12 protein-coding genes are annotated in these 14487 nt (G+C 49.3%); 6 read left to right on the top strand and 6 right to left on the bottom strand.

Annotation, left to right across the window (positions count from 1 at the left end; genetic code table 11):
* Positions 1-29: 29 nt before the first annotated feature.
* Both G451_RS27935 and G451_RS0106005 read left to right on the top strand, forming a co-directional pair.
* Complete coding sequence (locus tag G451_RS27935) at positions 30-2222, top strand: PEP/pyruvate-binding domain-containing protein (RefSeq protein ID WP_051261208.1); 2193 nt, start codon at positions 30-32, stop codon at positions 2220-2222.
* Between the two features lie 10 nt (positions 2223-2232).
* Complete coding sequence (locus tag G451_RS0106005) at positions 2233-2832, top strand: PRC-barrel domain containing protein (RefSeq protein WP_027183539.1); 600 nt, start codon at positions 2233-2235, stop codon at positions 2830-2832.
* A gap of 50 nt (positions 2833-2882) precedes the next feature.
* Here G451_RS0106005 and G451_RS0106000 read toward each other — a convergent pair whose 3' ends face one another.
* The 5 genes from G451_RS0106000 to G451_RS0105980 all read right to left on the bottom strand — a co-directional run bounded on the left by G451_RS0106000 (position 2883) and on the right by G451_RS0105980 (position 7463).
* Entirely contained in the window at positions 2883-3554 is a 672-nt protein-coding gene (locus G451_RS0106000) for an ABC-type transport auxiliary lipoprotein family protein (RefSeq protein ID WP_027183538.1), read from the bottom strand.
* Positions 3551-4516 carry an MlaD family protein gene (locus tag G451_RS0105995; RefSeq protein ID WP_027183537.1) on the bottom strand — a complete coding sequence of 322 codons (966 nt, stop codon included), beginning with the start codon at positions 4514-4516 and terminating at the stop codon, positions 3551-3553. Before G451_RS0105995 ends, G451_RS0106000 begins: the two co-directional genes overlap by 4 nt.
* Positions 4517-4527: 11 nt before the next feature.
* A complete protein-coding gene (locus tag G451_RS0105990; RefSeq protein ID WP_027183536.1) occupies positions 4528-5313 on the bottom strand; it encodes an ABC transporter ATP-binding protein in 786 nt (261 codons plus the stop codon).
* Between the two features lie 9 nt (positions 5314-5322).
* On the bottom strand, positions 5323-6465 hold the full coding sequence (locus G451_RS0105985; RefSeq protein WP_027183535.1) for an ABC transporter permease: 1143 nt from the start codon (positions 6463-6465) through the stop codon (positions 5323-5325).
* A gap of 146 nt (positions 6466-6611) precedes the next feature.
* Positions 6612-7463, bottom strand: a complete 852-nt coding sequence (locus G451_RS0105980; protein WP_027183534.1) for a class I SAM-dependent methyltransferase — start codon at positions 7461-7463, stop codon at positions 6612-6614.
* 197 nt (positions 7464-7660) lie between these two features.
* Here G451_RS0105980 and G451_RS27930 point away from each other — a divergent pair, with 197 nt between their 5' ends.
* Together G451_RS27930 and G451_RS0105970 are read left to right on the top strand one after the other, a co-directional pair.
* Positions 7661-8749, top strand: a complete 1089-nt coding sequence (locus G451_RS27930) for a tetratricopeptide repeat protein (RefSeq protein WP_051261207.1) — start codon at positions 7661-7663, stop codon at positions 8747-8749.
* A 3-nt stretch (positions 8750-8752) separates the two neighbouring features.
* The gene (locus tag G451_RS0105970) at positions 8753-10465 is read left to right on the top strand and encodes a bifunctional metallophosphatase/5'-nucleotidase (RefSeq protein WP_027183533.1); all 1713 of its coding nucleotides are present in this window, start codon (positions 8753-8755) and stop codon (positions 10463-10465) included.
* A 9-nt stretch (positions 10466-10474) separates the two neighbouring features.
* Here the strand turns inward: G451_RS0105970 and G451_RS27925 are convergent, their stop codons facing one another.
* Entirely contained in the window at positions 10475-11755 is a 1281-nt protein-coding gene (locus tag G451_RS27925; protein ID WP_084448406.1) for a potassium/proton antiporter, read from the bottom strand.
* Positions 11756-11980: 225 nt separating this feature from the next.
* Between G451_RS27925 and pta the strand changes: the two genes are divergently transcribed.
* Positions 11981-14071, top strand: coding sequence for a phosphate acetyltransferase (gene pta / locus G451_RS0105960; RefSeq protein WP_027183532.1), 2091 nt, complete (start codon positions 11981-11983; stop codon positions 14069-14071).
* A 141-nt stretch (positions 14072-14212) separates the two neighbouring features.
* Positions 14213-14485 (top strand): amphi-Trp domain-containing protein, encoded by a 273-nt coding sequence (locus G451_RS27920; RefSeq protein ID WP_034640901.1) that lies wholly within the window; start codon positions 14213-14215, stop codon positions 14483-14485.
* Positions 14486-14487 lie beyond the last annotated feature (2 nt).

Genomic DNA, 14487 nt, shown 5'->3' with positions numbered 1-14487 from the left:
TTGAACAAAAAATATGGCACACATCCAGTATGCGACTCGTGTGCACTCTTGATGCGGTTTCTCCCTCCGCTGTTGCTGAATTCGGCGGCAAAGCGTGCTCCTTGGCCTCCATGGCACGGCAAGGGTATCGTGTTCCACCGACAATCTGTCTTTCCCGTGATGCCTATCGTTTTTTCATTGAAAGCGCGGGGTTGGACGAGCTTCTCACAAAGTTCTTCGAACAATATGACTGGACTTCATTTCGCTGGGAAGAGGTGTGGGATATCGCGTTGCGTATTCGTCATGCTTTTAGCGCGGCGGCTATGCCCGACGAATTGATAGCCGCATTAATTCCACGTATTCAAGAAACATTCGGGACAACAGCCACGGCAATACGTTCTTCAGCTCCCGAAGAAGACCATGCCGACGCATCCTTTGCTGGTTTGCACGATTCCTTCCTCGATATCCAGGGTATCGACAATATCCTTTCACATATCAACCTCGTGTTTGCCTCGCTTTGGACGGATAGAGCATTGCTGTATCGTCGTGAACTCGGACTTGATCCACGAACAAGTGCCATGGCAGTGATCGTTCAGGCCATGGTGTACGGTCCGGTCTGTGGGGTCGTCTTTACTCGCGACCCGCAACGTGAACACGATGGCCTTATAGAGGCTGCTTGTGCCCGTGGGCAGGATCTCGTTGATGGTCGGGTGGAACCGGCACGCTATGTCATGGATCGGAATTCGGGACATATTCGCTCTGCCTCTGGCCATGACGACGTACATGCGATTCTTGGCTCTACGGGCATTGAGCAGTTATTTGCCGATGCGATGAACCTGGAACACGTTTTTGGCCGACCACAGGATGTGGAATGGGTATTCCACGATGAGGGCATTGTGTTTCTTCAGGCACGTCCCGTCACAACTACCTATGAGCCTATACTGGACGAGGACGTACCGGTCTGGGAACATGCTGATAAACGTCCTTGGTATCGAAGTCTATCGAAAAGCTTGGACCAACTCAACGCGTTGCACCAAGAGGTGGAGACCGAGCTAATCCCCGCCATGCAATCTGAAGCGGAAACGATGAAAGGAGCGGATTTTTCACGATATGAAGACATGGAACTTGCCCGCGAAATCGAGCGACGCGTTCACCTGTATGAGCACTGGAGACATGTCTATTATGACCGGTTCATTCCCATGGCGCACGGGATGCGATTGTTTGCCATGGTATACAACCAAGCGTTGCGACCAGACGATCCGTATGCATTCATGGAACTGTTGCAAACGTCCCATCTGGAGAGTTTGAAACGGAATCGATTGCTGAGTGCACTGGCCGACATGGCCAGGTCGTCACCGGATGTGTTAGATGCCATACACGACGGTCAGCGTCCTGATGACGCCGTGTTCGGACAACTTTTCGATACGTTTATCGCCGGTTTTGGTGATTTGGTGTGCAACCTGGCATGGTGCGAACAGGGCGAAGTCGGCGTCCTTCGCCTTGTGGCTCGTATGGCGGCAAAACCGGCTCAAGCGTCTATTGCCAGAGAGCACGATACAACGGTCCATGAGGCTCGTTATCTCAACGCCTTTCCTGAAAAACGGCGCCAATTTGCCCAAGATGTTTTGAATATAGGTCGTGCGAGTTATCGTCTCCGTGATGACGATAATATATATTTAGGACGTATTGAAGCCGGTTTGCTTGTTGCCGTAGAGGAAGGCAAAAAGCGTCTTAAAGAGCACGGGAAGAAGTTGGAACGTGCAACATCGGAAACGGTTGCCGCACTGTTGTCAGGGCAATCATTACCAGAATCGATCGAATCAAATTTTGTTTCTCCAAAGTCGGAAGTCAGGCCGCATGATCGTACAGAGCGTATCCTCCATGGACATCCTGCCGGTCCTGGGATTGCCCGTGGTCGGGCCCGTGTCATTGCTTCGCCAGCGGATTTGTATACTGTCGAGCATGGGGATGTGCTTGTCGTTGATGCTTTGGACCCCAATATGACCTTTGTTGTTCCATTGGCTTCGGCGATCATTGAACGACGAGGCGGCATGCTCATTCATGGTGCCATTATTGCCCGGGAATATGGTATTGCCTGTGTGACAGGTATTGGTAATGCTACAACGCGTATTGTGACGGGAGACATGCTTGTTGTTGACGGATACACGGGACAGGTTCGTTTTGAAAGACAGCCTCTTGAACCCGCGCAAGACGGCCCGACTGGGCCTGTGAAATTAACATGAGGAGGCGAAAATGGAAATTGCGATTGGTGCCGAGGTCGTTTGCACGGATGGAATCGTTGGTACGGTGAAGGATATTCTTCTTTCACCAGTTGCAGGAAAATTGACCCATGTGGTGGTACGCGAAGATGAGAGTCCCAATCATGAACGCCTGGTACCGGCGCGTTATCTGAAGAAAGCCGATCATGAACGCCTGGACATTGCGTTGACCAGAGAGAAATTTCAGACATTGAAGGACTTCCTGCAATCCGAATTTATTTCGCCGGAGGTATTTGTTCGTCTGGCGAAACAGGAGCATGTCGACTTACCCATTGTCCCCGCGGGCTGGACGATCGATTACGAAGCCATTCCCCCTGGTGATGTGATTGTACGGAAAGGGGAAGATGTCTATGCGTCGGATGGTCATGTTGGTCGGGTGGATGAATTCGTCCTTGAAGGACGCAGTGGACGAGTGACTCATCTTGTTCTCAAAGAAGGACATTTCTTTGGATCTCGTATTGTCAGTGTTCCGGCACGACATATCGCTTCATATGAAGATGGCAAGATCATGCTGTCTATCGACAAGCAAACTGTCGAAGGGTTGGAAGAATTTATTGAAGCCGATTTGCAGTAGGGAAATACCACGCGTGTGACCCGCGATACAGCTGGTCACACGCGATGATGTTAATCGGTCTCGGTTTGGGACAGCGTTGCGAGTGTATCTATAGTCCAGACAACGGTTTCCTGTAAAATTATGGACAACGCCGCGTTGAATGCCGGAACCAGCACGTCGGCAGAATCCGTGGCAGAGCCAGGTGGCATTGTCTGTGTGGCGGTGAATGTTTTCAGGGCAAGAATACGCCCTTGTTTTCGATCAAGGATTCGACCGACAAGACGGATGGTCACGTGCGGAGTTCCGTCATAGACTTCGGCCTGAAAGTCCCACAATTCCGGCGAGAGTTCATAATCCTGGGTATATCCCACGGCCACGTCTTCGACAGACATGATAGCATTTGTATTCTGAAAAGATCGTAAGAGCAGAGCCTGCACCATTGCCGGTGCTCGATCCATCCAGCGAGCTTTGCCTAGATACCGATAGTTGAATGCTGTGGTTTTGACAGCGATACGGTTATTATTCAAGGCAAGGACGGCGGAAGGTTCATCAATGAGTAAACGGGTATTCAGCGTGGGGAGGTTACTCGGGAACTCCGATTGAGCCATCAGACCGTAAACATCAGGAGCTGGTCCAGGTTTGAGGAACGTGCAGCCGCCGCCAACGCACAAACAGCACAAGAGAAAAAGACGCAGAATCGGTATTACTGCGTTCGGTATCGGGAGTGTCGAAAGGAATTTCATTGCGCTTTATACTCCGGAAAGCGGTTACCGAAAAGAAAGCGATCAGGATCGTTGTCCAGACTTTGCGTAATGCGTTGCAAATTATCCAAAAGGCTTCTGGCATCGACAAGTAAACGGTTGAGATTGGGCAACCCTTCACCGGAAAATGCCGTAATATCCGGACTCACATCCTTGACCAGTCCGTCAACACGATCAATGAGTTTCGCGAGATGTTCGGCAATCATTTTGATATCGTTTTTGACGAGTGCGTTGGCATTGGTCATGGTTTGTTTGGTCTGATCAACTGCGACTTCCACATTGTTCATAATAGGATCAATACGTTTGGATGCTTTGGCCAATTCCTCGGTAACTGTATGGATATTATTGATAATATCGCTCAGTTGTGTGTCCTTTTGCGCCAGTGTCTGGGTAATGGATTCAATATTATTTAAAATAGAGGCAACGGACTTGCGATTGTCTGCGTCAACAAGCATATTGATGCGATCAAGTAGCTTGGACGCTTTGGTCATGATTTGCGGTAAGCTCTCAAAGACCTTCTGCAGGTCCGAGCGAGCCGACTGGATAGTTGGTATCTCGTCTTCATGCTTCGGAAATAAGAGGGGGCTTTCTTTGGTGCCTCCGGAAATTTGAATAGCTGAAACACCGGTAATGCCTTGAAGTTCTAATTTAGCCACGGAATCTTCACGAACCGGGGTATCGCCGGCAATGGAAATATAAACTTTGACTTTTGTTGGGTCGGTTGGGTCTATTTTTATATCCTTGACTTGGCCTACTTTGATTCCGTTGAAAAAGACATCGCCCGCTTTGGTGAGTCCGGATACCGGACCGGTAAAATCGATTTCATAGAGCTTGACGTTGGAGTCCATGCGAAGTTTTGCCGTCCACAGAATGAACACGACGGCTCCCAGCGCGACAAGGACCGTAAAGGCCCCGATGAGGACATAGTTGGCTTTGGTTTCCATGCCGATGCCTTTTACTTAAGCGAACTCATGGCAGCGCGAGATCGCGGTCCGTGAAAATACTCGTGAATCCAGGGGTGGTCCTGTTTGAGCATGAAGGCCATGTCTCCGATGGCGTAGATACGTTTTTCAGCCAGAACCGCGATGCGGTCACAGATTGCGTTGAGGGAGTCCAGATCGTGAGTGACCATAAATACAGTCAACCCAAGTGTTTTTTGCATGTCTTTAATGAGTTGGTCAAATGCGGCTGCACCAATAGGATCAAGGCCCGCTGTCGGTTCATCAAGAAAGACAATTTGGGGATCCAAGGCAATGGCCCGCGCTAACCCTGCGCGTTTGCGCATACCTCCCGACAGTTCGGAAGGAAATTTATCCCCGGCGTCTGCCGGCAACCCCACCATACTCACTTTCAGCGCGGCCAATTCATCCATGAGCGATTGTGGAAGGTGAAAATACTCGCGCATGGGGACCTGAATGTTTTGAGTCACGGTTAAGGAAGAATAGAGCGCGCCGTCCTGGAAAAGGACCCCCCATTGGCGTTCTATTGCAATACGTTCGATCGTGCTGATTTGCGAAAGTTCCTTGCCAAGAACGGTAATTGTTCCGGCCGCAGCATGGTTGAGCCCGATGACGGTGCGTAAAAGAACGGATTTACCGGTTCCTGATCCACCAATGACTCCGAGGATTTCACCGCGTTGTACATCGAGATCAAGACTCTCATGGACAACATGTGAACCAAAACGATTGGTCAGACCGCGTATGGAGATGATCGGGGAGGTGTCGGAGTTTGCTGGATTCATGGTGCTTCGCTATATGCCGATAGAGCTGAAAAAGACGGCAAAAAGCGCGTCCATGACAATGACAATGAAAATAGCCTGTACTACACTGGATGTGGTGAGCCGCCCAACGGATTCGGCGCTTCCCGTGACGCTGAAGCCACAATGACAACCGATAAGACCGATTGCGATGGCGAAAAATGGTGCTTTAATCAATCCGGTAACAACATCCCAAAATTTCACGGCATCATGAAGGCGTGTCAAATACGCACCGGGCCCGATATCGAGTACGGTCCAACACATGAGCCCACCACCGAAAAGTCCCATTAAATCAGCAAGAAAACCGAGAAGCGGCATCATAATCAATAACGCCGTTATACGTGGAATAACGAGAATTTCCATGGGATCAAGGCCCATAGCGCGCATGGCATCCACTTCTTCGTTGACGACCATGGAACCGATTTGAGCCGTGAAAGCGCTCCCCGAGCGACCAGCCACAATGATGGCTGTCAGTAAAATGCCGAGTTCGCGCAAGACCGCGACTTCGATAAGGTTGACGACAAAAACCTGTGCTCCGAAGTGAGCGAGTTGCTGTGCCCCCATGTAGGCAAGAACGACCCCGATGAGAAAGGAGATCAGGGCCGCAATGGGAACGGCGTTGAATCCGACCTGTTCCATTTGGTTGACCAATGCGGTCAAACGAAAACGCGTTGGTCGAATGAGCGCTTTGGCAAAGACCGTTAAAAAGAGTCCGAGGAATCCCAGTAAATCACGAGCTTGGGCGAATATGCCGGACATGTATTCGCCAATTGTCAAAAAAAAGTCCAAAGGAAATGGAAGGCGGGACTTGGGGGGAGGGCTTTCCTCGGCGTGCGCGCTCACCTGATCGAGCAGAAGTTGGTAATCGGGATGAACGTTTTCGAAATCAGCTTGATTCCCCTTTTGGCGAAGAGAATTGACCGTGCGATACAGCATCCAGGCTCCTGCTGTATCCATTCGTTCGACGTGTTCAAGAAGAAATCGCGCCGGTGTGGTTGTGCTTTGCGCAAAGGCACGTAATTCAGAATCTAAGGCTGCGATATGGTTGACAGTCCATTCGCCCGAACAGATAATCATTCGTTGGTTGCGTGTATCTTCAACCTCGAATCGGGCGTTTTCAGAGGACGGTGGTGTCACGGAGCCTGTCTATGGTTGGGGTGTATTGTCATGCAATGTTATTGGGGTTCAAGCATAAACCGTGCTATCCGTCAATGTGATGTAAAATCACACGCGGTTCTCCTGTATCGGATGAAAATTCAATTTTCTGAAGTAAGAACGTATTTTTAACGTGCTCTGGCGATGATAGCAAATTCGCTTGATTGAGCATCGAAGGGAGCGCCAGCCACGTCGGAAAGAAGGGTGTCGATGCCAAATCCGGACCGGTTACATTCTTGTTCCAGTTTTTCCGGAGTGAAATGTTCGAGCCAATTGTACACAGTACGTGTCTTTCCCGCTTCGACAATGGTATACTTATCAAGAACGACTTTTTCTTTCTCGTATTTGAACGTATTGAGAAAACCGTAATACGGATTGGGCGACCAAAATCCATCCAGAAGCCCCTTTTGTAGTGTTGATGTCTCGCTTTTTTGATCAAAGGCAACTGTGGAGTAAACATCGAGGATCAATGCTCCGTCAGGCCGGAGAAGACGACGAAACGTATCCAAAAGGTAATGCCGTTTTTGTGGGCTGAGTGCACAGAAATCACACATGATCATAAGAATAAGGTCAAAGCGCTCATCGGTTTCAAAGTCAAGATAATTACCGCGATGATACGAGATATCGAGGTTTTGTTGTCTGGCCGTCTCGCGAGCATAGGCAATGGATCGGCGGGAAAAATCGATTCCTGTGACGTGTGCACCGGCTCGGGCTAAAGGGGTTGCATACAACCCCGGTCCACAGCCAAAGTCGGCTATTTTTGTATGGGAATCGATTGCAAAATGGTCAACCATCCACTTCACAGAACGTTCTATGAAAGATCCACGACGTGATGACATATCGACGTCATTACTGAGATGATATTGCAACATCTGCTTTGAAGTATGATCGTTGTCCCACAGCTCGAGAACAGTATCGTAGGCAAAAGGATCGGGTTTGCTGGAGATGGACTCCAGGAGTTTAAAAAAAGAATTATCCATGGGGATGCCTCCTTCTCGTATGTTGTATAAGTTGTCTTTTGCGGAAGTTCGTCTGTCTGGTAAATAGTGGGGTGTGTATTAATATACCATTGGTGATTTCTTTGTTTTTCTCTGCACCTCTCGTCATTTTTTAGAGAGTATTTTCAGTCATTGCCCGGAAACGCTTTGCACGTTATAGGCCAGAGTGGGAGTGATACATGTCGTATAGCCAGTTGGATGCCCTTATTGTTTCAGAAAACATCCACAATGCGCAACTTGATAAGCGTTTCCTGACCAAGCTTGGCTTCAGGCATATCCAAACTGTCGAATCCGGTACCGATGCATTGCGACTGATGCGTGATAACTCGTATGGTATGGTACTGATTGATTCGAAGCTATCGGATATGGATGGACTGTCGTTTTTACCCAAGGCAGGTGCCATCAATCCGACAACCATTGTTCCTCTTGTCATGGCGACTGTGGAGAATCGACGGGAGAAAGTGCTTGATGCCATTTCTATGGGCTGTTCAGGGTATATTTTAAGACCGTATACGATCCGCACGTTTGAGGATCATATCCGGTTTGCCTACGACTCGACACGGATCGACAAAAATCAAGCTAAAGCCTTGCGTCGGGCCGGAAACCATTTGTTGACGGACGAAGCGGATAAAGCCGTTGAGGAATTGCAAAACCTTTTGACGACGAAGAAAGACGCACGCTATTATTTCAACAGAGGAATCGAAGCCCTCGGCAAAAAGAAGTTCGGTCAAGCTATTATCGCCTTCAATAAAGCTATCTTGCAGAATAATGTCTTTGCCGATGCTTATAAAGGACTTGCCGAAGCCTATCAAGCCAAAGGGAACGAAGAAAAAAGTTTGGAGATGATGCAAAAGGCAGCAAGTATTTTTGCGGAACAAGGGCGGTTTCAGGAAGCGAAAGCGATATTCGTCGATATTATCAAGCATGATCCCAATGCGGTGAATCCCTATAATGATCTTGGTGTTCGTTTGCGGCGAAAGGGGGATTTCGAAGGCGCATTGAATGCCTATAGGCAGGGACTCGCGATTAGCCCCAACGACGACCATATTCATTACAATGTGGCCAAAGCGTTTTTGTTCTCTGGCCGTCTGGAACTGGGGATGGGTTGGCTTGAACGTGCTTTGAAGTTGAATCCAGATTTTGAAGAAGCTCGAAAACTCTATTTTAAAGCCAAACGAGCGCATTGGCGTCCGAGGAAAGGAGAGCCATCTGTTCGATATAATATTGATCGGAAACAGCCTGAACTTACTATTGATTCTGATGACTAATCCATGAAGCGATTTCCTTGTATTCCGGGTTCGACACGAATTGGGCGCCACCTTTTAGAGGGTGTCTTCACGCTGATGCTTTGTTTCGTCTGGATAGACCTTTCTTATGCTTTTTCTTTACGCCTTCTTCATCTCAATGATTCGCATTCCCGACTTGATACCGAACCCTATCGTTTTCAGCGTGGTCAAAATACGCTTGTATTTTCCCTTGGAGGGGCAGCGCGTATTGCTGCTGCAGTGCACCGCTTGGCAGAAGGTCATGATCATGTGCTGTTTCTTCATGCCGGTGATAGTCTGCGTGGAACCGCGTATTACACTGTCTTCGGTGGGACGGCCGACATGGCTGTTCTCAATCTGTTGGGTATTGATGCCATGGTGCTCGGTAATCACGAATTCGATGATGGGGCAGACCACCTGGCAACATTGTTGAATGATATTTCCTTCCCCGTTCTTGCTGCGAATATCACAATTCGTCCCGGTTCAGCACTGGACGGCCGGGTTCGCCCGTGGACACTGTTTTCCATGGATGGCGTACATATTGGGGTGTTTGGCCTGATTCTTCCCGCGACGGCAACGATTTCTAGTCCAGGGCCTGATGTTGCGTTTACCGATCCCTTTGCCGCTGCCCGTAGAGCCGTATCGGAACTGCGACGGGAGGGAGCTGACATCGTCATTGCATTGACGCATCAAGGTTATGATCGGGATTGCGCCATGGCGCGTGCTCTTCGCGGAATAGATATTGTCGTCGGAGGACACTCCCATAGCTTGCTTGGTCCGCCGCGTTTGAAAAAGGCTGGTTTTCATCCTGAAGGACCGTATCCAACCGTGATAACCGGGCCACAAGGGAAGCGGGTTTTTGTCGTTCAAGCGTTTCATAATTTCAAAGTATTGGGTGCACTGGACATAGAGTATGATGAGCATACCGGCACGGTAACGGCTGCCGGACACAGTGATATTCTTGTTGATCCACAATACGACGTCACACTGCGAAATCAAACCCAGCGTCGAGAATTGTCTCCCCAAAATCGTTATGGGTTAACGCCGATGAAACCTGATATCGTTATGGCCGGTCTTGTACAGGGTTTTTCCGCTCAACTTGGCGAGGACACAGTTGTTGCTCATCTCGATTCGTCGTTGTCGCATCGGCGTGAACCCAATGCATATGGTCAAGGCAGCGAGGTGGCTCCGCTCGTGGCACAAGCTCTCTTTGAAGCAGCGGAACATCAAGGTGTGCGTGTCGATGCCGCGTTGATAAATGGAGGAGGCATTCGGGATAGTCTGCATCAAGGTGATGTAACGGAGCGTGATATTGATAGTGTGCTTCCGTTTGGCAATACCGTCGTCGTACTTCATTTGACCGGTAAACAACTGAAGGCCGCGATTGCTCACGGCGTTCATCATGGCGGGGGGGCGTTTCCCGCGGTCTATGGCTTGCGGATTGAAGGGTGTCCCACACCGAAAGGGAGCTGGATCATGACCGGGCTTTTTCTTGATGGAGGGGCGTCTTCTGGGCAAGCGATTGATGATAAAAAACAATATACCCTCGTCACCATCACGTATCTGGCACAAGGTGGGGACGGGTACCCTTTGAAAGGTGTACAGGCTTTGCCGCTTGTTCCGACTGTTTTGGAACGTCAGGCGATGAAATGGTTTCTTCAGAAAACACCCCGAGTTTATCCACAGCAGGCACCAGTCGTGACGGTCTCGTGCCCATAAAGCATGGTGTCAACTCGCCACCTGTTTCGATTGAGGCGTTGAACCGATCTTGTCTTGTTCCTCTGGGATATCATGGCTTTCACCTGTTCGAAAAAATCGGGTGGCCAGAGGGATTGTCGAACCCTGAAGCAGGGCAGACGTCAAAACAATGAAGAAAACGATATTGAAAATGCGTTGCGCTTGAGGGATTTCAGCCAGCAAAGGAAATGTCGCCAGAATGATCGGAACGGCTCCTCGCAATCCCACCCAAGACAGGAATCCCATTTCTCGAATATTGCGTGTGAAAGGCCAACAAGTGAGAAAAACACTGAGCGGCCTGGCGACAAAGATCAGAATTGCCGAGAGCGCTAAGCCTGGCCAGATTACTGTGACAAGCTCTTTGGGGAACACGAGCAGTCCAAGAATAAGAAACATAATGATTTGCATGAGCCAGGCTAAACTTTCATGAAACCGTAAGACGCTTTTTTTGTATTTGAATGGACGGCCGCCGAGTGTGATCCCTGCAATATAGACAGCAAGAAAACCGCTCCCATTAATCGATGCGGTGACGCCGAACGTAAACAGCGCCATAGAAAGCGCCAGGACAGGATACAGTCCCGGAGAATTGAGTTGTAACCGTTCGAACACGTAGGCCATACCACGACCAGCAGCCATGCCAAAGATAAGGCCATAGCTCATTTGTTCGGCAAAGAATATCAAGAATTCAGACGCAGTGGCATCGGGAGATTGAAGGCTTGCCAAGAGTCCCATAGTTAAAAAAACTGCCATGGGATCATTACTACCAGACTCGAATTCAAGCAGTGAACCAAGACGAGGTTTGAGTGTTGTTGTGCCGGAACCGAGGACGGAAAACACGGCGGCGGCGTCTGTTGATGACACAATGGCGCCAAGCAACATGCCAAGTTTGACGGAAGCACCAAGGATATAGCACGTCGCTGCACCGACAACCCCCGCAGTGATGGCCACACCCAGGGTGGCAAGGACGGCTCCCTGCCAGAGCACGGGCCGAACACGAGACCATGAGTTTTCGAGTCCACCGGAAAAAATGATGACGACGAGTGCACTGACGCCGAGAAATTGCGCGATCCACGGATCGTCGAAATAGATGCCTCCCAACCCTTCAGAACCGGCCAGCATACCGATTCCCAGAAATGCAAGGAGCAGTGGCGCACCGACGACACCGGCAAGGCGTCCCGCCAAAATACTGATAAGAAACAGGAGAGAAATGGCCAGAAGAATATATTCAGGTCGAAAACCACGTAGTGCAGCCTCGGCCAACTCGATTTCCATAAGCGACCTTATATTGGTTCGGATGTTTTCAGAAAGACCTTGCAAGACTAGCTCAGACAGACGAGTCGGGCAAGATGCGCTCGATTATTTTCAGCCATGAATGCGTAGGAAAGAAAATACGCGGTATGCTTTACGAAAGTGTCTGTTTTCGCGTACCACCCGAAAGAAGTCTGGACCGGTGTTTTGATACATCATTGACAGTGAGTGTAACTAGAGGAGCAGCTCATGTCGAAGAGCCTTTTTATCATGTCCACGGAGGAGCGTGCCGGACGGAGCGTCATTGAGCTCGGCATTTTGCAAATGCTCAAGACCCGTGTGAAGAAAATCGCGTTTTTCAAGCCTGTGGCCCATAGCCAAGACAACGAGGTCGATCACACCGTAGAATTGGCCATAAAATATTTTGACCTCGACATGGCGCTCGAAGATGCGTGGGTTTTTACGCAAGAAGAAGCGCGATCCATGTTGAGCCAAGGTTTGCAGAGCCAGTTTATCGAAGCCGTCTTGACGCGATACAAAGATTTAGAAGAACGCTATGATTTCATTGTATGCGAAGGTGCAGACGTTCAGCCTTCTGATGCAAGTTTCGTCTTTGAGCTTAATGTCATGATCGCTGCCGCATTGGGAGCCCCGGTGGTATTCGTCGCTAGCGGTCGAAATAAAACCGCGGCACAAACGGTCGACTCCGTTGGAGTAGCCCTCGATGCCATGTTTGAAGAAAAACTTCATATGCTTGCAATCATGGTGAACAGGGTGAACGAAGACGACGTGGTTGACGTGCGTCCTTATGTTGCTGCCAAGGCCAGAGCGTATAAGGGTTCCACATCTATTTTTGTTTTACCTGAAGATGATGGACTTGATCGACCGTCCATGAACGATGTGAAAGCTTGGGTCCATGCAGAGGTACTTGAAGGGGCTTCTCTTTTAGGCAATCGAGTACGCGCGTATATCGTCGCTGCGATGCGTGTGGCCAACTTTTTGAATTATCTTGAGAAAGATTGTCTTGTCGTGGTGCCGGCAGACCGTTCCGATATTATTCTTGGTTGTTATGCCGCTCGATTTTCCCCCAAATTTCCCAATATCGCCGGGGTGTTGTTAACAGGCGATATGCCCGTTGCAGAAAATATTGCTGAAATCATTAGTGCTTGGGAAGATGCGTCTTTTCCTATTCTCAAAGCATCTGGAGACACCTTTACCACTGCGCGACGCTTGCTCGATATGCGTGGAAAAATTCACTTTGATGATCAGCAAAAAATTGCCAGGGCATTGGGGGTATTCGATGGAGCCGTCAATGTTCCTGTTTTTCTGAGAAGCATTGATGCAGCTAAAAGTGAAAGCATTACACCGGAAATGTTCCAATACGGGTTGTTTTTGCGTGCGAGAAAACAACGTCGTCATATTGTGTTGCCTGAAGGCGACAGCGAACGCATTTTGAAAGCAGCCGACATGCTTGTTCGACGCGACATTGTCGACTTAACGCTTCTTGGCAATCCCGACGAGATTGCTAAGACGATGTCGCGCCTCAATATCAAGCTCGAAATCCCGATCATTGATCCCGGCTCTTCTGAACATTTTGAAGAGTTCGTCGATAAATTTGTGGAGATACGGAAGGGCAAAAATGTGACGCAACAAATTGCCCATGACCTTATCCTTGATCCAACGTACTTTGGAACCATGATGGTACAGAGTGGATTGTGCGATGGCATGGTTTCCGGTTCGACGACCACGACGCAGCACACCATTCGGCCAGCGTTTCAAATTATCAAGAACCGACCTGACGTGTTGCTTGTTTCGAGTGTGTTTTTTATGTGCCTGAAAGATAAGGTGCTTGTGTACGGTGACTGTGCGGTCAACCCTGATCCCAATCCGGAAGAGCTTGCCCAAATTGCACTGAGTTCCGCTGAAACTGCGTATAAATTTGGCATTGAACCTCGCGTTGCTTTGTTATCGTATTCAACGGGCTCTTCAGGGAAGGGGGCGCATGTCGATAAAGTTGTGGAGGCAGTAAAAATTGCTCAAGCTCGTGCGCCGGAACTGCTTCTTGAAGGACCGATACAGTACGATGCCGCAATTGATCCTGCTGTCGCGGCAACAAAATTACCCGGCAGCAAAGTGGCGGGACGGGCAACAGTATTTATTTTTCCGGATCTTGATACAGGAAATAACACGTATAAAGCCGTTCAACGCTCAGCCGGAGCCATTGCCATGGGACCGGTGTTGCAGGGGTTGAATAAACCGGTCAATGACCTCAGTCGTGGCTGTACGGTTGAGGATATTGTCTATACTGTCGCTATCACAGCCATTCAAGCTCAGGATTAAACTGAATGGAGAAAAAAGACGCCGTCCTTGCAGACGGCGTCTTTTTTTGTGGCTTGTAACATTAGCGACACGAGAGCATGGCACATGGAGCGGGGGTATCGGACTAAATGAACCGATATCGCCAAATGAAAGGAGATGGCAATGCAATCGGATAAGTTGTTTCAATTTGAATCTATTCAGGAGCTCGATGCTTTCATCGACTATCTCGACGCCATTCGTGATGGGTTTGCAAAAGGGAAACTGACCTTGCGGCATGGTGAAGATGAAATCGTCTTCGAGCCGCGTGGTCTGGTGACGTTTGCACTTGAGGGAAAAACCAAGGGTGTAGACCGTAAACTCAAAATCAAACTGCGTTGGAAGGAAAAGCCGGGAGTGGAAGACGCCGGAAAGGAACCACTTTTTATTGAGTCCTGAAC

Origin of the sequence: Desulfovibrio inopinatus DSM 10711, assembly GCF_000429305.1 — a bacterium.
Classification (GTDB): Bacteria; Desulfobacterota; Desulfovibrionia; order Desulfovibrionales; family Desulfovibrionaceae; genus Alteridesulfovibrio; species Alteridesulfovibrio inopinatus.
This window is presented reverse-complemented; position numbering and strand designations above follow the sequence as displayed.